Raw genomic sequence first — 19,705 nt, 5'->3', positions numbered from 1 at the left:
GTCAGACAGGGACACAGCCGGCCGGGTCCGTCACGTCAGGCCCGCGCTCTCAGATCCCTCGCGGGGTACCGTCGATCCCCCAGGTCGTGGTGCTCCGCGAGGCACCATCCGATCGGCGGTCGCCGGTCGGATCGGCACGTCCCGGGTCAGAGCCGGCCGGTGCGGTTCGGGCTGGCCGGGGCCGGTGGGTATCCGTCGGCGACGGCGGCGAGCGGAGCGGCTCGGCCGGCCGACCAGGCTGTTCGGAACGCCCGGCGGTCGAGAGCCTGCTCGACCGCGGTCCGGGTGGCCAGGTGGTCGGCCTTCTCGATCTCCGGCACCGGCGCCCTGATCACCTCCCGCACCCCGTCCGCGGCGCCGAGAAGGAACGCGGCGTACTCGGCTCTCCCCCGCTGCTGGGCGACCGTGGCCAGCTCCTCGAGCACACTGGCCGACCGCCACCTGTCACCCAGGTCGCGGTGCTCGGCCAGGCTCTCGTCCAGCAGGTGTACGGCGCGCTCGGTCAGCCCGCGCCGCCGTTCGACGATGCCGAGCTGGTTCAGCGACCAGGCGACACCCTCGCGGTATCCGAGCCGCTGGGACAACGCCAGGCTCTCCTGCAGCAGGTCCTCCGCCTCCACCAGCTCACCGCGGTACTGCGCGATCGTGCCGAGGCTGATCAACGACCAGGCGTTGCCCTCGCCGTCGCCGAGCACCCGGAAGCTGTCCAGCGCCCGCCGGCACCGGCGTGCGCCGACGTCCAGGTCGCCGCGCAACCAGGCGACGAAGCCCAGGTGATTGTGCGCCCATGCCATCCCCGACCGGTCGCCGAGATTTTCGTAGAGGTCGTAGCTCTCGCAGTGCAGGTCCTCCGCGGCCGCGTAGTCCCCGCGTTCCCGGGCGACCCCGCCGAGCCGTTGCAGCACGAGCGCCGTACCAGCGGTGTCGCCGAGCTCCTTGTACTGCGTCAGCGCGGTCTGCAGCCGTGCGGTCGCGGCGTCGTACTCACACTGCAGGAAGGCGAGCATCCCTGCGCCCAGGTTGGCCTTCGCGCAGGCGGCGGCCAGCCGCTCGACGTCCGCCGCGGGGACTGTTTCCGCGAGCGCGAGTGCGCGCTCCAGCCACTGGCTGCCTTCGGCGTAGTGGCCGCGCAGGTAGCAGAAGAGCCACAGCCCGCCGGCCAGCCGCAGCGCCTCGTCGACCGATCGCGTCCGCAGCGACCACGCCATCGCGGCCCGGAGGTTGTCCAGCTCCGCGTCCAGTCGCTCGATCCACTGCGCCTGGTTCACCCCGCGCAGCTGGCCTTCCGCCTCTTCGGCCAGGCCGATGTAGAAGTGGGCATGCCGGCGGGCCGCCTCCTCCGCCATCCCGGCGGCCGTCAGCCGGTCGGCGGCGAACTCCCGGATCACCGCGAGCATGTAGTACCGCGCGACTCCGCTGCGCTGGATCACCCGGATCAGCGACTTGTCCACCAGCCGGCCGGTCAGGTCGAGCGCCTCGGCCCGCTCCAGCGGACCCGGTGACGGCTGACCGGACATCACCGTGGCGGCCGCACTCAGCGTCCAGCCGCCGACGAACACCGACAGCTGGGCGAACACGTCCCGCTCGGCCGGCGTGAGCAGGTCGTGGCTCCACTCGATCGCGCCGTACATGGACTGCTGTCGCGGAGAGGCTGTGCGCGAGCCGCCGGCCAGGATCCCGAACGAGGTCTCCAGCTCCGAGGCGAGCTCCTCGATCGTCATCACGTTCGTCCGCGCGGCCGCCAGCTCGATCGCGAGCGGCATGCCCTCGAGCCGCCGGACCACCCGGGCGACCTGGTCGAGTTGTCCGTCGACGTCGTACCCACGCGCGGTGGCCCGGTCGACGAACAGCCGGACGGCGGCCGAGGCCTCGAGGTTGTCCTCGTCGTGCGGCAGCGCGAGCGCCGGGACGACGTACACACTCTCGCCGGGGACGCGGAGGAGCTCGCGGCTCGAGGCCAGGATCGACAGGTTGGGGCAGTACTCCAGCAGGGCGGCGCAGATCTGCCCGACGGTGGCTACGACGTGCGAGCAGTTGTCGAACACCAGCAGCATGGTCCGGCGGCCGATCTGCTCGGCGATCGCCTCGACCAGTCGGGCGTTGTCCATCGGGTGCAGGCCGGTCGCGGCCGCCACCGCCGGGACCACGCCGGCCGGATCGGTGAGCGAGGCGAGCGGAACCCAGCAGACGCCGTCCTGGAAGCTGTCCTCGAGCTCGGCCGCCAGCGCGACGGTCAGCCGGGTCTTCCCGACGCCGCCCGGTCCGGTCAGGGTCAGCAACCGGGTGAGCCGCTGGCCCAGCAAACGTTTGGTTGCGGTCAGCTCGGTGGTCCGGCCGATGAGTTCGTTCGGCGGGGCGGGCGGGCGGCGCAGCTGCGGTTGCGGGGACTCGGTGTCGCGGCGCGCGGCGGCGGTGAGCTGGGCGCGGTCCGTCGTACCCAGGCGGAGAGCGTCCGCGAGCAGGCGCAGGGTGTGCGCGCGCGGCGCGCGCCGACGACCCCGCTCCAACGCCGCGATCGCATCGACACTCAGGCCGGCGAGCTCGGCCAGACCCTCCTGCGACAACCCGGCCTCACGCCGGTGCCGGCGCAACAGCCCGCCGAAACCCGCCCCTTGCGTGTCGTCAGATCCGCGGCGAGACCCGTCAGATGGCACAGGACGGCTCCACCCAGTTTCCGACCCACACGTGGCGGTTGCCACGCGCCTCCACTGAAAATAGCCCGTTCCGCACCGCGTTGTCAGTCACCCCGGCGTCGTTCACAGCCAACTCCCAGGGAACTCCCGGCTAGCCGCGGTCGTGTTGCGCGATCGCGGTCCGCATGGTGGCCCGCGCGCGCCGGCGGTCGCCGGCCGCGTCGTACGCCGTCGACAACCGGAACCAGACCCGCCAGTCGTCCGGCGCGGCCTCGGCCTCGGCCCGGTACTTCTCGAACGCCGCGTCCGCGGCCGCACGGTCGATCCGCCCGGACGGACGCCGTGGCAGGTCGTCCACCGGCAGGCCGCCGGCCGCCTCCAGCTCACGCGCCAGCACCTCGGTACTGCGGCCGAACCGGAACTCCCGCCACACCAGGTACGCCCCGAGCACGGGGATCACCAGGACGGCGATCCCGAGGCCGACCGCGACCGGGTCGCCGGTGCCGATCAGCAGGACCCCGCGCCATCCGAGCAGGACGGCGTACACGACGAAGACGACCGCGAGCACCAGCGCGGTCCGCTTCGCGGTCATCTCGGCCCATTCATCTCAGCACGGCATCTCAACTCGGTCAGCTCGGCTCGGGCAGCTCAGTCGAGGTCCAGGAAGTGCTCGAGGCCGACGGTCAGCCCGGGGGTGTCACCGATCCGGCGGACGCCGAGCAGGACGCCGGCCATGAACGAGACCCGGGCCATCGAGTCGTGCCGGATCGTCAGCGTCTCCCCCTCGTCGCCGAACAGCACCTCCTGGTGCGCGATCAGCCCACGCAGCCGGACGCCGTGCACGCGGATCCCGTCGACGTCCGCACCGCGGGCGCCGTCCAGGGCGGTCGTGGTGGCGTCCGGAACCGGCCCGGATCCGGCCTCCCGCCGAGCGGCCGCGACCAGCTCCGCGGTCCGGCGGGCCGTCCCGGACGGCGCGTCGACCTTGTCCGGGTGGTGCAACTCGATGATCTCGACGGACTCGTAGTACTTCGCGGCCTTCGCGGCGAACCGCATCATCAGGACGGCCCCGATGGAGAAGTTCGGTGCGATCAGGAGGCCGGTCCCCGGGCTCTTCGCCAGCAGGTCGCGCAGGGTGGCGAGCCGTTCGTCGTCGAAACCGGTGGTGCCGACGACGGCGTGCACACCGTGCTCGATGCACCAGGCGAGGTTGTCCATCACCACCTCGGGACGGGTGAAGTCGACCACCACCTCGGCACCGGCCGAGGTCAGCTGGTCGAGCTCGTCGCCCTGGTCCAGCCGCGCGACCAGCTCGCAGTCCGCGGCCTCCTCGACCGCCAGGCACGTCTGGGCGCCCATCCTGCCCTTGGCTCCCAGCACACCGACCTTGATCATCCGCACCCTTTCGACAGAACTCCGACCGCCCCAGGATCTCATCAGCGCGGACGCGGCCGATCATGACCTCACGGGGTCACCGTCGCCCGTTCGTCGCGCGGTACGTAGACCTGCAGGTTCATCGTCCGGCTCGGCGGCGCGAGCAGCTCGTAGTCGGCGGCGAAGTCCAGCGCGCACGCCCGCAGCGCGGTGATCTCGACCTCCGAGATCCGCCGGTTCAGCAGGATGACCGGCGGCCGGCCGGGACTCCACGGCTGCCCGGTCCGGCAGGCCTCCTCGATTCCGGCCGCCGTCCGGTTGCGTTCCTTCGGCGCCACCCAGGCCTCGCCGACCGGCTTGCCCTGCAGCAGCAGGACCAGGCCGGCCATCTTGTCGAACGCGAGGACCGGCCGGCCCGGCGGCTGGAGGTACGGCCGCAGCGCGGCCTCGAGCGCGGCGTAGTTGCGGGCCGCGGCCGGCTGCACGTAGAGGCCTTTCAGCGGCTCCGGGCTCGCCGGCTCGGTCAGTTGCGCGTGGCCGACCGAGCGGTACGGGTGCAGGAACATCCCGGTGTACGAGATCGACGCCACCGCCACCAGCGACGCCACCGTGACCAGGCCGACGGTGAGCCGGGCGAGCACGGGGACCGCCCAGATGCCGGTCACCACCGCGATCATCACCGCGGCCCAGGCGGCGAACGCGTTGAAGCCGATCGTGTACAGCGGATTGTTCGTGCCGAAGGCCTGCACCATCGGCAGCACCACGAGCAGCCCGAGCACGACCCACCCCCGGGCCTTCTCCCGGCTCAACGCCGATGGTCGCGTCAGACCGTACCGTCCCGCGACCACAGCCGCGACGGCCGTCACGAGAGCCACGAGTACGGCGGCCAGCAGCGTCACGGTGTAGTCGGCGATGTGCACCGATCCCCCGACCGCGGCGTCGTCGGCGACAACCCGCCGTACCGAAAGGACGAACCCGGCAGCGACGAGGACCGCGGCCACGATCCGGAGCCAGGGCCAACGGCCGACCACCGCCACGGCGGCCGCGACCAGCAGCACCGCATGATGGCGGAGGGTGGTCTCCACCAGCTCCAGACCGGTCGACCAATACACGTGCAGCAACGCGGTCGGGGTGTACGACGTCTCCGCGATGAACTGGTTGACGGTCATGATCCCCGGGATCGCGACCTCCAGGCTGACCACGAACACCTGGACGAGGAGCGCGACCACCCCGAGGCCGGCGACGGCGTACCCGATGCCTCGGGCGACGGCCCGGGCACCCTGACCGGCGAGCACGACCAGCGCCGCGACCACGATCAGCCCGATCACCACGACCGACGTCCACTTCGCCAGCACCATCAGGCCGATGACCGCTCCGGCGACCATCAGCACCCAGAACGGCGCCGGCCGGTCGCGGTCCACCGCGGTCGCCATCCACAGCACGCAGGCGACCAGAGTCAGCGACCCGAGCAGGATGACGTCGTTGTACCCGGGCGACATCGGCAGCCAGCTGTAACACATGCCACCGGCTGCGAGGATGGTCGCGATCCCGGCCAGCTCCCACAGCCTCGTCGGAGGTGCGCCGGGCCGGCGCCCCCGGAGCCAGCGCATGAAGCTGTAGCCGAAGGCCAGGTGGACGACGACCACGGTCAGCAACCGGAAGAACCGCAGCCGCACGATGTCGTACCCGAGCAGCTCGAACACCGGGCCGTACAGGTATTGCACCCCGGTCAACGCGAGCGGGTTGCTGTCCCACCACCGGTACGACAGCAGGTAGTAACCCTCATCGGTGATGTCGAAGCCCTCGTTGGCGACTCGGCCGGCGCTCACGATCCACCACGCCGCCACCGCACCCGCCACCACGAGCACGCCCAGCAGCCCCCACCGCCGCCGCACCCCACCCACCGAATCCACGGCCGCCACCCTAAGCCATCACCAAACCAACAGCTGTCGCGAGCGTGCGTACCCCGAACGGCGCCAGCGGCTCACTCGGACGCGGCGAACAGCCGGGCGAAGCGGCCCTCCGGCTGGGACATCAACTGCGTGTAGGTGCCCTGCTGCACCACAGCACCGTGATCGATGACGTAGATGCGGTCCATCTCCCGCAACGTCCAGGCTCGATGTGACACGACGATGGTGATGCGGCCGCCGCTGGTACGGCGCAACTCGGCGAAGATCTCCTGTTCGGCCTCGGCGTCGATGGCCGACGTCGGTTCGTCGAGGATCCAGACCCCGGCGTCGCGCAACCGGATCCGCGCCAGCGCGAGCCGTTGCCACTGACCACCGGAGATCCCGGTTCCTCCCCACTGCTGTCCCAGCTGCGTGTCGAGCGCCAGCTCCGCGGCGAACGTGCCTGCCAGTGCCGCCCGTACGTCGCGATCGGACACCGGCTGCGGTGACCCCAGCGCCACCGCATCGCGCAGGGTGAACTCGAAGCGCCCGAACTCCTGCACCAGCAGGCCGAAGTGCCCGAGCCGCTCACCCTCGGTCAGATCCGCCGCGTCCTTGCCGTCGATCAGCACCCGGCCCCGGTCCGGCGTCAGACTGCCCACGAGCAGGTTGATCGCTGTGGATTTGCCCGCTCCGTTCGCGCCGACGAGCGCGATCAGCTCCCCCTGCCTCGCCTCGATGCAGACGTCCCGCAACGCAGGCTCGCCGCGGTAACTGAAACTGACGTGGTCCAAGGCGACCGACAGCACGCTCGGCACCAGGCTCTGCTCGTCCTGCGCCGGCACAGATCGGACGAAGCGACGATAGATTCCGGCTTGCGGCGTCGCGGTGACGATCGTGCCGAACGCGTAGCCACACTGGCGGATCGCGTTGAGTCCGGAGATCGCGCCGGCGATCGCCGCGGCAGCCGCCGCACCGCCGGCGTCACCGAGCACGAGGGTGACCAGGGCACCGCCGAACAGCACCGCCGTCAGCACGGCCGCGGCGAGCTCGAGGATCATCGCCGTCCGGATCATCCGGTCCAGGACCCGCGTCGCCTCGGTCCGGTGGCCCGCGATCAGGCCGGCAACCTTCGGCCCGGAACCGAGGACCGCCAACTCGGTGCCGGAGCGTTGCTGGATCAGTTGCTCGGTCGCGTACGCCGCCCGCCGGTCCTGCTCGGCCACCGTCGGCCAGCTCTTCGCCTCCATCCGCGAGATGAGGGTGAAGGCGAGGACCGTCGGCACGAGCGCGGCCAGCACCAGCAATCCGGACAGTGGGTTGAACGACCAGATCGCGGCGCACAACACGACGGAGGTCGCGGCCGCGCCCAGCACCTGGACCGGTTTGCCCGCGATATCGCTCATCGGGTGCGTTGCGGACTGGCTGGCCTCCAGATCGGTCACCACGTCCGGATCGGCCAGCCGGCTCGGACTCAGCCGTGCGGCCGCGTGGGCGAGCTCGGTCCGGTAGTGCAGCCGGAGGCGCAACATCATCCGCTGCCCGACCGCCACCGTCACCTGGGCGAACGGGTACATCGCCCCGACGACGACCGTCAGGCCGAGCAGCGGGCCCCAGGCGCCGGAGCCACCGGCGAGCAGCTCCTCGATCAGGACGACCTGGGCACCGGGCAGCGCGGCCTGGAGGAGGACGAGCGCGGAGTAGAGCAGCAGCCACCCAGGGGTGATCCGGGCGGCGTCGGACAGGGAGGCACGAGCAGTGCGGAATGCGGCGAGCACAATGAGATTCCTTCGCAGAGACGGCAGGCCAGACCGCGCTGGGTCGATCCAGCGCGGTGTGGCACGTCGGCCGTCAAATGCGTGCGATTCCGTTCAGCGAGGAATCCAGCGGCAGATCACGTGGTGACGCGACACGACTCCATCGAGGTTACACCGGCGGGATGTTCTGGTTCAGGTGGAGGAGGTTGGTGGGGTCGTAGGTGCGTTTGAGGGATTGGAGGCGTTCGTACGTCGTGGGGCCGTAGGCGGTGCGGATGCGGTCGGGGCCTTCGTCGGTGAGGAAGTTGACGTAGGCGCCGACCTGGTGGGGTTCGATCGCGCGCCACGAGTCGTGGACCCAGTCGCGCTGGTGGTCGAAGCCGTCCGGGCCGAGGGTGGAGGCGACGAAGTTGACCGTGTGACCGTGCGAGCGGCCGCCGAACGCGGTCGCGTCCTCCGGGACGCGGGCGATCGCGCCGCCGAGATGGAAGATCGGGTAGGACGTCAGTGGCCCGTCGATCGCGAGACCACGCTCGGCCGCGACGTCGATCACGTCGTCAGTGAGCTCGGCAACGTCGCAGGAGCGCATGTAGTACCACCGGCCGGGCGGGAAGCTCGGGTCGAACATCCCCTGCAGCGCGACGAACGGCTTCGGTGCGCACAGGTCGAGCAACGGCGGCGCGAACGCCTTGAGCGGCGCCACGACGCGCTCCCCGTCCTCGACCGGCCCGGCGTAGCACGCCAGCACGAGGACCACCGGCCGGCCCTGCAGCTCGGGCGGGATCGTCGGCAGCGCGGGCAGCCAGCGATGGATCACCGCGGTCGTCAGCTCGTCGGGTACGTCGGTGATCCAGTCGCGGTAGAAGCGCAGGAGTCTCGGCGACTCCGTCATCGGCCACATGATCGGCCCGCCGTACACGATCGGGCCGACCGGGTGCAGCCGGAACTCGAACTCGGTGACGACGCCGAAGTTCCCGCCGCCGCCCCGGATCCCCCAGAACAGGTCGGCGTTCTCGTCCTCGCTCGCGGTCACCAGCTCACCGTCCGCGGTCACCACGTCGACCGAGAGCAGGTTGTCGATGCTCAGCCCGTACTTCCGCATCAGCCAGCCGATCCCCCCGCCCAGCGTCAGCCCGGCCACCCCGGTGTGGGTGACGATGCCGGACGGCGTGGCCAGCCCGAACGCCTGAGTCTCACGATCGAGCTCCCCGAGCAGCACCCCCGCCTGCGCGCGGGCAGTACGCCGTACCGGGTCGACCCGGATGCCCTTGAGGAGCGACAGGTCCAGCACGATCCCGTCGTCGCACGTCGAGTGGCCCGGGAAGCTGTGACCGCCGCCGCGGACCGCGACCGGACCGCCAGTACGACGCGCGAACGCCAGCGCGGACCGGACGTCGGCGACCCCGGTGCAGCGGGCGATCAATCCGGGCCGCCGGTCGACCGACCCGTTCCAGACCTTCCGGAGCTCGTCGTACGCCGGTTCGCCCGGCCGGACCAGCTCCCCCCGGAAGTCCTCGAGCGCCTGCATCTCTGTGGTGATCGTGCTCATGACCAGCTCCCCGAGCCTCCCCCAGGCCACCTGACATCTGGCCAGTCTGCTCCTGCGACGCAGGGCTGTGAAGGCTGAACCGCAGGCTCAAAGCGGGAAAGCGGTGCTGTCCTCGTCGAAGGGACCCATCACGGTCAGCGCCGGCGTGCCGGCGTACAGGTCGGCGGCCAGCGCGGTCACGTCGTCGAGCGTGACGGCGTCGATCCGGTGCAGGATCTCGTCCACCGTCGGCAGCTCGCCATACACCAGCTCGGCCTTGGCGATCCGGGTCATCTTGGCGCCGGTGTCCTCCAGGCCCATCACCACCGAGCCACGCATCTGCCCCTTCCCGCGGAGCAGCTCGTCCGGCGTGATGTTGCCGCCGGCAATCGACTCGAGCTCGGACCGGACCACGTCCAGCACCTCGCCGGCCTTCTTCGGCAGGCAGCCCGCGTAGACGCCGACCATGCCGGAGTCCGAGTACGCCGACCCGAACGTGAACACCGAGTACGCCAGGCCGCGCTTCTCCCGGACCTCCTGGAACAGCCGCGACGACATCCCGCCGCCGACGATCCCGTGCAGTACGCCGGCGACGTACCGGCGCTCGTCGTTGCGCACCAGGCCCGGCATGCCGAGCACCAGGTGCGCCTGCTCGACGTCGCGGTGGTGCACCCGCACCCCGCCGTACGTCGGCATCGGCTTGCCGGCACCACGGCGTACCGGAGCGGGCTCGGCCTCGCGGGTCACCCAGTGGCGCTCGAACGCCTTGCGGACCAGGCGGACCACGTCGGCGTGGTCGACGTTCCCGGCGACCGAGACGACCATGTTGGCCGGCTTGTAGCGGCGGCGGTACCAGCCGACGACCTGCTGCCGGGACAGTCCGGCGACCGACTCCGGCGTACCGGTGATCGAGCGGCCGAGCGGGGACGGGCCCCAGAGCTGCTCGGCGAAGAGGTCGTGGATGTGGTCCGACGTCTCGTCGGCGTGCATCGCGATCTCCTCGTCGATGACGCCGCGCTCACTCTCCACGTCCGCACTCGTCAGCGTGGCGGAGGTGATCATGTCGCAGATGACGTCGACCGCGAGCGGCAGGTCGGAGTCGAGCACCCGGGCGTAGTAGCAGGTGTACTCCTTGCCGGTGAACGCGTTCATCTCGCCGCCGACCGCGTCGATCGCGGCCGAGATCTCGAGCGCGTCCCGGCGCTCGGTGCCCTTGAACAGCAGGTGCTCGAGGAAGTGCGTGGCGCCGGCCAGGTGCTCCGGTTCGTCCCGGGAGCCGACGCCGACCCAGACTCCGAACGTGACCGAGCGGAAGCCGGGGACGGACTGGGAGAGCACACGAAGCCCGGAGGGCAGGACGGTCCGTTTCACCGGACCGCCCGCCTCCGGGCTCAGCAGTGTGCTGGTGATCGCTCGGGTCACTCGGCGGACTCGGCCGCCTTCTCCGCGCCCTGGTCGCCGTCCTTCTTCTCGTCCTCCTCGAGGACCGGGACGAGGGACAGCTTGCCGCGGTCGTCGATCTCGGCGATCTCGACCTGCAGCTTCTGGCCGACCGAGAGCACGTCCTCGACCGCCTCGACCCGCTTGCCGCCGGCCAGGCCGCGCAGCTTGCTGATGTGCAGCAGGCCGTCCTTGCCCGGCAGCAGGCTGATGAACGCACCGAAGTTGGTCGTCTTCACGACCGTGCCCAGGTAGCGCTCGCCCTTCTCCGGCATGGTCGGGTTCGCGATCGCATTGATAGCAGCTCTCGCGGCCTCCGCACTCGGGCCGTCGGTCGCGCCGATGTAGACGGTGCCGTCGTCCTCGATCGAGATGTCGGCGCCGGTGTCCTCGGTGATCTGGTTGATCATCTTGCCCTTCGGGCCGATGACCTCGCCGATCTTGTCGACCGGGACCTTCACCGAGATGACCCGCGGCGCGAACTCGCTCATCTCACCCGGCGCGTCGATGGCCTTGGCCATCACGTCCAGGATCGTCAGCCGCGCGTCCTTGGCCTGCTTCAGCGCCGCACCCAGCACGCTGGCCGGGATGCCGTCCAGCTTGGTGTCCAGCTGCAGGGCGGTAACGAAGTCCTTCGTGCCGGCGACCTTGAAGTCCATGTCGCCGAACGCGTCCTCCGCGCCCAGGATGTCGGTCAGCGCGACGTACTCCGTCTCGCCGTCGACCTCGCCCGAGATCAGGCCCATCGCGATACCGGCGACCGGGGCCTTCAGCGGCACACCGGCCGACAGCAGCGACAGCGTCGAGGCGCAGACCGAACCCATCGAGGTCGAACCGTTCGAACCGAGCGCCTCGGACACCTGGCGCAGCGCATACGGGAAGTCCTCGCGCGACGGCAGCACCGGCACCAGGGCCCGCTCGGCCAGCGCGCCGTGACCGATCTCGCGGCGCTTCGGCGAACCCACCCGGCCGGTCTCACCGGTCGAGTACGGCGGGAAGTTGTAGTTGTGCATGTAGCGCTTGCGCGTCTCCGGGGAGAGCGTGTCCAGCTGCTGCTCCATCCGGAGCATGTTCAGCGTGGTGACACCCATGATCTGGGTCTCGCCGCGCTCGAACAGCGCCGAGCCGTGCACCCGCGGCAGCACCCGCACCTGCGCCTTGAGCGGCCGGATGTCGGCCAGCCCGCGGCCGTCGATGCGGACCTTGTCCTTGAGCACCCGCTGCCGGACCAGCTTCTTGGTCAGCGACCGGAACGCCGCGGACAGCTCCTTCTCGCGGCCCTCGAAGTCGGCCGCCAGCTTGTCCACCACGGCCACCTTGACCGCCTCGGTGGACGACTCCCGCTCGGCCTTGCCGGCGATCGTCAGCGCCTGCGAGAGCTCCTCGGTGGCGGCGGCCTCGACCGCGGCGAACGCGTCGTCCTGGTAGTCCGGGAAGACCGGGAACTCGCCGGTCGGCTTGGCCGCGCGCGCGGCCAGGTCGGCCTGCGCCTCGACCAGGGTCTTGATGAAGCCCTTGGAGGCCTCCAGGCCCTCGGCGACGATCTCCTCGGTCGGCGCCTGCACACCGGCGGCGACCTTGTCGAAGGTACCCGGGGTGGACTCGGCCTCGACCATCATGATCGCGACGTCACCGGACTCGGTCACCCGGCCGGCGACGACCATGTCGAAGACCGCGTCCTCAAGCTCGGTGTGGGTCGGGAACGCCACCCACTGGCCCTCGATCAGGGCGACGCGGACGCCGCCGATCGGGCCGGAGAACGGCAGGCCGGCCAGCTGGGTCGACATCGACGCGGCGTTGATCGCGAGCACGTCGTACAGCTTGTCCGGGTTGAGCGCCAGGACCGTGATGACGACCTGGATCTCGTTGCGCAGGCCGGACACGAACGACGGCCGCAGCGGGCGGTCGATCAGCCGGCAGGTCAGGATGGCCTCCTCGGACGGGCGGCCCTCGCGGCGGAAGAACGAGCCGGGGATCCGGCCCGCGGCGTACATCCGCTCCTCGACGTCGACCGTCAGCGGGAAGAAGTCGAACTGGTCCTTGGGCTTCTTGCTGGCCGTGGTGGCCGAGAGCACCATGGTGTCGCCGTCGAGGTACGCCGCGGCCGAACCGGCGGCCTGCTGGGCCAGGCGGCCCGTCTCGAAGCGGATGGTGCGGTTGCCGAAGCTGCCGTTGTCGAGGACGGCCTCAGCGAATTCGGTGCCCTCCATGGGCGTACCGGTGGATCCCGACACGGGATTCCCCTCTCTCACAGTGGACGACTGCGAGGCGCGAGCTTCCGGGGTGCCGGTCTTCGATCGAGGCCCGCGGGTGCCGGCTGCCGTGTGGGCAGCCCGTCCCGAAAGCCACTACCGAGGACCGGTCGTCCTCCCGCCACGCGCTTCGCGTCGCCTCGTTCGTCTTACGTGCTTCTGTCTTCAGTTGTCAGCCGTGCCGGGGCACGGATACGCCAGGAGCGGCCACCCGGATCCGGGGGCCGCTCCTCGCGACGTCATCGGCGAAGGCCGAGCCGCTCGATCAGGGACCGGTAGCGGTTGATGTCCTTCTTCGCCAGGTAGTTCAGCAGCCGGCGGCGCTGACCGACGAGCAGCAGCAGGCCACGACGGCTGTGGTGGTCGTGCTTGTGCTCCTTGAGGTGCTCGGTCAGGTCGGCGATCCGGTGCGTGAGCAGCGCCACCTGAACCTCGGGGGACCCGGTGTCACCCTCGGTCAGGGCGTACTCACCGATGATCTTCTTCTTCGTCGCAGCATCGACAGATGACACGGAGTTCCTCTCGATTTCCGTTGCGCGGCGCACCGGGGCATTCGTCACCCGAGCACTCTCAGTCCGCGGCCGTTCAGACGGCAGCAGCCAGCGTATCAGTCCGTGGACGCGGCGCCCTAATTCCCGGTCAGGACGCGCCGGGCCCCGTCGACGTCGGCCTTCATCTGCACCAGCAGCTCGTCGATGGTCTCGAACCGGATCTGCGTGCCGCGCAGCCGGGCGACGAAGTCCACCGCGACCCGGGCGCCGTACAACTCCAGGTCGTCGCGGTCGAGCACGTACGACTCCACCCGGCGGTCCACCCCGTCGAAGGTCGGGTTGCTGCCGACGCTGATCGCCGCGGGCATCGGGTCCGGGTACGCCGGAGCGCCCGGCGCCGGCGTGAGCACGGTCAGCCAGCCGGCGTACACGCCGTCCTGTGGGACCGCGGCGGTCGGGTCGGCGGGGATGTTCGCGGTCGGGTACCCGAGCTCGCGGCCGCGCTTGTCGCCCTCGACGACCACGCCGGTCACCCGCAACGGCCGCCCGAGCGCCTCGGCCGCGCCCTCCACGTCGCCGTCCGCGAGCCGCTGCCGGACGTACGTCGACGACCACGGCTGCTCGTCCCCCGCCAGGCTCAGGCCCTCGACCTGGAAGCCGTACCGCGCGCCGGCCTCGACCAGCGTGTCGACGTGCCCGGCCGCCTTGTGGCCGAAGCGGAAGTTCTCCCCGACCACGATGACCTGCGCGCGCAGCGCGCCGGCCAGCGCCCGGTCGATGAACTCCTCCGGCGACCAGCCCGACACCTCCTTGGTGAACGGGAGGATCAGCACCGCGTCGGCCCCGTGCCGGCCGAGCAGCTCGGCGCGCTGCTCGGGGTCACTGAGCATCAGCGGCGCATGGTCCGGCCGCAGTACCCGCATCGGATGCGGGTCGAAGGTGAGCGCGACCACCGGCAGGCCACCCAGCTCGGCCGCCCGCGCCTTGGCGCGCGCGAGCACCTCCTGGTGTCCCCGGTGCACGCCGTCGAAGTTGCCGATGGTGACGACCGAGGGGCCGAATTCCGGGTCCACCTCGTCCAAACCGTGCCAGACACGCATGAGAGCAGGATTCCATGTCCCGTCCCGGTTCGGCGCGGCAGGTCGGCCGTCACCCCTTGTAATCGATGCGTCACTCAACTTAGGGTGTGTCGGCACTGTCGTTTCCTGGGGAGGTCACAGGTGAAACTCCGTCGAGTCGCCGCGGCTGCGCTGGCGTTCCTGCTCCTTCCCGGTACGGCGCTGACCGCCGCAGCGCCCGCTTCCGCGGCGTGGGAGCCACCGCCGTTCAAGCACTACGTGGCCCTCGGGGACTCCTACACGTCGGCGCCGCTCGTGCCACTGCCCGACCTGCTGTCGCTGGGCTGTGTGCGGTCGATCAGCAACTACCCCAAGCTGCTCGCCGCGAAGCTGCGCGTCTACCAGTTCACCGACGTCAGCTGCGGCGGCGCGGACACCACGAACATGACGCAGCCGCAGAGCACCCCGCTCGGCACGGCCGCCCCGCAGTTCAACGCGCTCCGCCCGAACACCGACCTGGTCACGCTCGGGATCGGAGGCAACGACTTCGGCGTGTTCGGCGACATCATCGGCACCTGTCCGGGGCTGCGCGCGAGCGATCCGACCGGGGCGCCGTGCAAGGCGCACTTCACCGTCAACGGTGTGGACACGCTGAAGGCCCGGATCGCGCAGACCCAGGTCCGGATCACCGCTGTGGTCCAGGGCATCAAGGAGCGGTCCCCGCAGGCGAAGATCGCGCTGATCGGCTACCCGAAGATCGCGCCCGAGACGGGGACGTGCCCGGCGATCCTCCCGTTCGCCGACGGCGACTACGCCTACCTGTACTCGATCGAGCAGGCGCTCAACGCGGCCGTCGCGACCGCGGCCGCCGCGACCGGCGCGACGTACGTCGACACGTTCGGGCCGTCGACCGGGCACGACGCCTGCGCGCCCGACGGGCAGGCGTGGATCCAGGGCAAGGACATCAACCTGCTCCGCGCGCTGAACTACCACCCGCGCTACGAAGGCCAGGCCGGTGTCGCGTCGCTGACGTACAAGACGCTGACCGGCGCACCCGCCGTGGTGACCGCGGCCGAGCAGGCCGCCTGGTCCGCCCGCGGCCGCGAGTTGTCGCGGCAGGCAGCCGCATCCCCCAAGGCCGTCGAGGCCTCCCTGAACCGGCTACGGACCAGCGCGCAACGCTGACCCTTTCCAATCCGTAGCGCGGACCCCGGGTCGAGCCACCTCACGCATGGCTCGGCCCGGCGGTGTTTTACAGCCGGCCCGACAGCCGGTCGGTCAGCTCGGTCAGCGCGCGGCCGAGCGGGAGGTCGACGCGGTGGGCGGCGTACGGGTCGCCACGGGTGATGCCCTGGTTGACGATCAGCACCGGCTTGCCGGCCTTGGCCGCGTGCCGGACGAAGCGGAAGCCGGACATCACCGTCAGGGACGACCCGAGCACGAGCATGGCCGCGGCGTCGTCGATCAGGCGGTAGCAACGTTCGACCCGCGGCTTGGGCACGTTCTCGCCGAAGAACACCACGTCGGGTTTCAGGACGCCGCCGCAGACCGTGCAGTCCACGACCCGGAAGCCGCGGACGGCCTGATCGGGCAGCTCCGCGTCGCCGTCGGGGTTGATCCGGGTCACCTCGGCCTCGAACTCCGGGTTCGCGGCCCGGAGACGTCGGTCCAGGGTCTCGCGCGCCGACGTCGTCCGGCAGTTCAGGCAGATGACCCGGTCGAGATTGCCGTGCAGCTCGATCACGTCGCCGGCGCCGGCGGCCTGGTGCAGACCGTCGACGTTCTGGGTGATGACGCCGGTCAGGTAGCCGCGGGCCTGTAGCGCCGCAACCGCCCGGTGGCCCGCGTTCGGGGCGGCGCGGGCGATCGTGCGCCAGCCGAGGTGGCTGCGGGCCCAGTACCGCTGCCGGCCGGAGACGCTCGCCACGAAGTCGCCGTACGTCATCGGGGTGTGCGTCCGGAGGCTGCCGGTCTCGCCGCGGTAGTCCGGGATGCCGGACTCGGTGGAGATCCCGGCACCGGTCAGTACGACGACGTCGCCGCCGGCCACCACTTCCGCGACCGGCGTGATGTCCGTCGACCCAGGCTCGAGCGCCAACACGTCCGGACCGGGTTGCCACTGGAGTGTCGGACGCGAACGCACCCTCCCAGCGTAACCAGGGCAGCCCAGCTCAGCTGACTCTTGGCGGGCCTGCGGTGAGGCGGCGTTCGGCGGCGGCGCGGACCTTCGCCGGGTCCATCGACGACCAGTCGGCGTCGATCCACCAGGTCGCGCCGGCGTCGGCCCACGGGCGGACGGTGTCGGCCGCCTTCGGGTCGTCGGCGGCGGTGGTGCCTTCGGCGACGACGTCGTACCCGTCCATGGTGAGGCCGTGCTCGGCGCGTTCGCGGCGGATCCACTCGACTCCCTCGGCCAACAGGCCGGGACTCCACTCGCCAGGCTCCGCCCCGGGCGGTACGACGTAGTTCGGCAGCCAGCCGTCCTGCAGGGCGGCGCGCCGCATCGACTTCGGTCGCGGCCACGCGCCGACCACCCAGGTGGGGATCCGCGGCTGCTGCACCGGTGGCGGCGGCGCCGGCGGCATCAGGCCGGCGATCTTGCGGGAGCGGAAGTGCTTCCCGGCGTACTCGAACGGCTGGTCGCGCCACAGGTGCTGCAGCATCTCCAGCGACTCGTCCATCAGCTCGGCCCGCACCTTGCGGCCCGGATCGTCCTCGAACAGCCAGAACCGGTCGTCACCGGCGACACCGAGCCCGACCGACAGCGTCACCCGCCCGTTGCTCAGGTTGTCCACCGTCGAGGTCTGGCCGGCCAGGTCCCACGGTTTCCGCCGCGGCAGCGGGGTCAGCATCGTCCCCAGCCGGATCCGGTCGGTCGTCATCGCGGCCGCGGCCAGCATCGCCCAGGCGTCGATGCCCCACACCGACTCCCAGACGAAGAACCCGTCCCACCCGTGCTCCTCCGCCAGCGCCGCCAACTCGGCAGCCGCCCGCGCATCGCCGTACGCCATCACGAAGCCGTATCTCATCTCCCAGACGCTAACGGCCGCCACCGACAACCAGCTGCGGGACGAGTCAGCCGGCCGGCCGCCCGGCGGTCGGGTCCGGCTGCGGGCCGAGCGTGATCGTCGTCGACCGGGCCTCCCCGCCGCGCTCGAAGTCGACCGTCACGGTCGCACCCGGCTGCTTGTTCAGCGAGATCTCCTGCACCTGGTCGCCGCTGCTGACGGCCTTGCCGTCGAGCTTGGTGATCACGTCGCTGCGCCGAAGACCGGCCGCCGCGGCGGGTCCGCCGGGTGGCGCGGACGAGACGTACAGCGCGTCCGGCGCGATCACGCTGTCCCCCCGCGAGATCGGTACGACGGCCAGCCCGAAGTACCCGTGGACGACCCGGCCGTCGGCCATCAGCCGGTCCGCGATCGTCCGGGCCGTCGGCGCCGGGATCGCGAACCCGAGGCCGATGCTCCCGGCGACCGGCTCGCCGCGGGAGTCGTTGGCGGTCGCCCCCGCGGTGGGTACGCCGACCAGCCGGCCCTCGCAGTCCGCCAGCGTCCCGCCGCTGTTGCCCGGGTTGATGGACGCGTCGGTCTGGATCGCGGACGTCAGCAGCGCCGTGGTGTTGTTGTCCGCCGGGACCCGGGTCGACCGGCCGAGCGCGCTCACCACGCCGGACGTGATCGAGTCCGTCAGCCCCAGCGGAGCGCCGATCGCGAACACCTGGTCACCGACCGACGGCGGCGGCCCGAACTCGATCGGCACCACCGTCGACTTCGGGGTGACCGAGATGACCGCGAGGTCGGTCTGGATGTCACGGCCGACCAGCGTCGCGCTGAGTTCCTCGCCGTTCGGGCGCAGCACGGTGATCGTGCCGCCGCCGACGGCGGACGAGATCACGTGGTTGTTGGTCAGGATGTGCCCGTCGGTGTCGAGGAACTCACCCGAGCCGTTGCTGCCGGCGCCGGTGCTCGACTGGACGTAGATGGTGACCACCGACGGCATCGCGGTCCGGGCGACCGAGCGGGCGTCGCACTGCCGGTCGCCACCGCGCGCCCAGCCGACCGCCGCCACCAGGGCGACCAGCGAGATGACGGTCAGGGCAACCACCAGCGGCCACCGGTCGGACTGCAGCCACGAACGCCGCCCCTGCGGCGCGTTCTCCGGGGGTGCCTCGGTCATGCCTCATGGTCACCACCAAGCGGGATGGCCGGCATCACCCGTCCAGGGCGAAATCAGGAGCCGGCGGTCACGCGGTCGGAACGGCGCCACCAGGCCAGCGTGAGCAGCCCGGCGACGACCGGGAAGAGCTGGGCCGCCACCCGCCAGACCACCATTCCCGCCACCAGGTACGTCGACTCGACCGCGGTGTGCTCGGTGACGAACGTGATGAGCGCCGCGTCCAGGACGCCCAGCCCCATCATCGGCAGGCCGGACATCGGGTACACCAGCAGGAAGCCGCAGCCGATCAGCACCGCCGTCGCCAGGTCCAGGCGGACACCCACGAATGCCATGCAACACACGAGCACGATCGCCTCCACGACGGCGTACCCGAGCAGGTTCAGACCGGCCGCGGCACCGCGCCGACGCATGGTGGTGGCGCTGTGCGCCTGGAACTGCACCAACCGATCGGTCCAGACCTCAGGTCCACCAGCCGACGGCCGGACCCGGCCGACCACTGTCCCGATGAGCCGGCCCACGACGGCCGCCGTACTCGCGGCTCGCAGCGCGAACAGCAATCCGCCCAGCAGCACCGCGGCAGCGAGGAAGCTCAGTACGGCGAACCAGACGAACGCGGTGTCGAGTCCGTGAACGGCCCAGAGGACCGCGAGACCCAGAACCGGCGCGGCCAGCCGGATCACGTAGAACAGGATCGTCCGGAGCGCGAGCCCGGAGGTCGCGGCCGTGGTCTCCACGCGCCAGGACTTGAACATGGCCAGCCGGACCACCACGTCGCTCGGGTCCGGAGCGATCGTCGCCACCGCCGCGCCGGCGGCCTCGTTCATCAGCGACCGGTGGTAGGGCAGCCCGGCGATCAGCAGGGTCAACGGCCCGGCCAGGACGGCCAGCCGCGCGCAGGCCAGGAGCAGCAGGAGCAAGTACTGCCAGCCGGACAGGTGGGTGAGGGCGAAGCCGACCGCGGACCAGTCGATGCCACGGACCAGGACGAGGAACAGCCAGCCGACGACCCCGACCGCCAGCACCCGGACCGCCCACCACACGAACCGGCGCGGTGTGCCCGGCGACGACGTCCCAGACGGCCGACGCCTCATCCGGGCTCTCCTTCCG

15 protein-coding genes are annotated in these 19,705 nt (G+C 71.1%); 1 reads left to right on the top strand and 14 read right to left on the bottom strand.

Annotation, left to right across the window (positions count from 1 at the left end; all coding sequences use genetic code 11):
* Nucleotides 1-146 precede the first annotated feature (146 nt).
* The 10 genes from ACQPYZ_RS14420 to ACQPYZ_RS14375 form a co-directional block, all read right to left on the bottom strand.
* The gene (locus tag ACQPYZ_RS14420) at nt 147-2,654 is read right to left on the bottom strand and encodes an ATP-binding protein (RefSeq protein ID WP_433168319.1); all 2,508 of its coding nucleotides are present in this window, start codon (nt 2,652-2,654) and stop codon (nt 147-149) included.
* A 130-nt stretch (nt 2,655-2,784) separates the two neighbouring features.
* Nucleotides 2,785-3,225: a hypothetical protein gene (locus tag ACQPYZ_RS14415; protein ID WP_433168317.1), complete on the bottom strand. Its 441-nt coding sequence runs from the start codon at nt 3,223-3,225 to the stop codon at nt 2,785-2,787.
* A 56-nt stretch (nt 3,226-3,281) separates the two neighbouring features.
* The gene (gene dapB / locus ACQPYZ_RS14410; RefSeq protein ID WP_433168315.1) at nt 3,282-4,028 is read right to left on the bottom strand and encodes a 4-hydroxy-tetrahydrodipicolinate reductase; all 747 of its coding nucleotides are present in this window, start codon (nt 4,026-4,028) and stop codon (nt 3,282-3,284) included.
* Nucleotides 4,029-4,096: 68 nt separating this feature from the next.
* Nucleotides 4,097-5,920 (bottom strand): hypothetical protein, encoded by a 1,824-nt coding sequence (locus ACQPYZ_RS14405; protein ID WP_433168313.1) that lies wholly within the window; start codon nt 5,918-5,920, stop codon nt 4,097-4,099.
* Between the two features lie 71 nt (nt 5,921-5,991).
* Nucleotides 5,992-7,674, bottom strand: coding sequence for an ATP-binding cassette domain-containing protein (locus ACQPYZ_RS14400; RefSeq protein WP_433168311.1), 1,683 nt, complete (start codon nt 7,672-7,674; stop codon nt 5,992-5,994).
* A 148-nt stretch (nt 7,675-7,822) separates the two neighbouring features.
* Entirely contained in the window at nt 7,823-9,202 is a 1,380-nt protein-coding gene (locus ACQPYZ_RS14395; protein WP_433168309.1) for an FAD-binding oxidoreductase, read from the bottom strand.
* Between the two features lie 87 nt (nt 9,203-9,289).
* Complete coding sequence (locus ACQPYZ_RS14390) at nt 9,290-10,603, bottom strand: M16 family metallopeptidase (protein WP_433168307.1); 1,314 nt, start codon at nt 10,601-10,603, stop codon at nt 9,290-9,292.
* Complete coding sequence (locus tag ACQPYZ_RS14385; RefSeq protein ID WP_433169682.1) at nt 10,600-12,831, bottom strand: polyribonucleotide nucleotidyltransferase; 2,232 nt, start codon at nt 12,829-12,831, stop codon at nt 10,600-10,602. Before ACQPYZ_RS14385 ends, ACQPYZ_RS14390 begins: the two co-directional genes overlap by 4 nt.
* Nucleotides 12,832-13,112: 281 nt before the next feature.
* Nucleotides 13,113-13,385 carry a 30S ribosomal protein S15 gene (gene rpsO, locus ACQPYZ_RS14380; protein ID WP_131351575.1) on the bottom strand — a complete coding sequence of 91 codons (273 nt, stop codon included), beginning with the start codon at nt 13,383-13,385 and terminating at the stop codon, nt 13,113-13,115.
* Between the two features lie 116 nt (nt 13,386-13,501).
* Nucleotides 13,502-14,464, bottom strand: a complete 963-nt coding sequence (locus ACQPYZ_RS14375) for a bifunctional riboflavin kinase/FAD synthetase (RefSeq protein WP_433168305.1) — start codon at nt 14,462-14,464, stop codon at nt 13,502-13,504.
* Between the two features lie 120 nt (nt 14,465-14,584).
* Between ACQPYZ_RS14375 and ACQPYZ_RS14370 the strand changes: the two genes are divergently transcribed.
* The gene (locus ACQPYZ_RS14370) at nt 14,585-15,607 is read left to right on the top strand and encodes an SGNH/GDSL hydrolase family protein (protein ID WP_433168304.1); all 1,023 of its coding nucleotides are present in this window, start codon (nt 14,585-14,587) and stop codon (nt 15,605-15,607) included.
* 67 nt (nt 15,608-15,674) lie between these two features.
* On the opposite strand, the gene ACQPYZ_RS14365 is transcribed toward ACQPYZ_RS14370, so the two are convergent.
* Genes ACQPYZ_RS14365 through ACQPYZ_RS14350 form a run of 4 tightly spaced genes read right to left on the bottom strand, consistent with a single transcriptional unit; the run spans nt 15,675 to nt 19,689 of the window.
* A complete protein-coding gene (locus tag ACQPYZ_RS14365) occupies nt 15,675-16,565 on the bottom strand; it encodes an NAD-dependent protein deacetylase (protein WP_433168302.1) in 891 nt (296 codons plus the stop codon).
* 28 nt (nt 16,566-16,593) lie between these two features.
* Nucleotides 16,594-17,451, bottom strand: a complete 858-nt coding sequence (locus tag ACQPYZ_RS14360) for an LLM class flavin-dependent oxidoreductase (RefSeq protein ID WP_433168300.1) — start codon at nt 17,449-17,451, stop codon at nt 16,594-16,596.
* A 46-nt stretch (nt 17,452-17,497) separates the two neighbouring features.
* Nucleotides 17,498-18,598 carry a S1C family serine protease gene (locus tag ACQPYZ_RS14355; protein ID WP_433168298.1) on the bottom strand — a complete coding sequence of 367 codons (1,101 nt, stop codon included), beginning with the start codon at nt 18,596-18,598 and terminating at the stop codon, nt 17,498-17,500.
* A 53-nt stretch (nt 18,599-18,651) separates the two neighbouring features.
* Nucleotides 18,652-19,689 (bottom strand): lysylphosphatidylglycerol synthase domain-containing protein, encoded by a 1,038-nt coding sequence (locus ACQPYZ_RS14350; protein WP_433168296.1) that lies wholly within the window; start codon nt 19,687-19,689, stop codon nt 18,652-18,654.
* Nucleotides 19,690-19,705: the final 16 nt, after the last annotated feature.

Source organism: Kribbella sp. CA-247076 (assembly GCF_050942445.1).
In the GTDB taxonomy this organism is placed as follows: Bacteria; Actinomycetota; Actinomycetes; order Propionibacteriales; family Kribbellaceae; genus Kribbella.
The sequence above is the reverse complement of the archived record's forward strand: the minus strand, read 5'-3'. Positions and strand labels throughout refer to the sequence as shown.

Excerpts from the sequence above, each read along its gene's own strand:
- ACQPYZ_RS14415 (WP_433168317.1), bottom strand. The coding sequence starts at position 3,225 with ATGACCGCGAAGCGGACCGCGCTGGTGCTCGCGGTCGTCTTCGTCGTG.
- dapB (WP_433168315.1), bottom strand. The coding sequence starts at position 4,028 with ATGATCAAGGTCGGTGTGCTGGGAGCCAAGGGCAGGATGGGCGCCCAG.
- ACQPYZ_RS14395 (WP_433168309.1), bottom strand. The coding sequence starts at position 9,202 with ATGAGCACGATCACCACAGAGATGCAGGCGCTCGAGGACTTCCGGGGG.
- ACQPYZ_RS14385 (WP_433169682.1), bottom strand. The coding sequence starts at position 12,831 with ATGGAGGGCACCGAATTCGCTGAGGCCGTCCTCGACAACGGCAGCTTC.
- ACQPYZ_RS14375 (WP_433168305.1), bottom strand. The coding sequence starts at position 14,464 with ATGCGTGTCTGGCACGGTTTGGACGAGGTGGACCCGGAATTCGGCCCC.
- ACQPYZ_RS14360 (WP_433168300.1), bottom strand. The coding sequence starts at position 17,451 with ATGAGATACGGCTTCGTGATGGCGTACGGCGATGCGCGGGCGGCTGCC.
- ACQPYZ_RS14355 (WP_433168298.1), bottom strand. The coding sequence starts at position 18,598 with ATGACCGAGGCACCCCCGGAGAACGCGCCGCAGGGGCGGCGTTCGTGG.
- ACQPYZ_RS14350 (WP_433168296.1), bottom strand. The coding sequence starts at position 19,689 with ATGAGGCGTCGGCCGTCTGGGACGTCGTCGCCGGGCACACCGCGCCGG.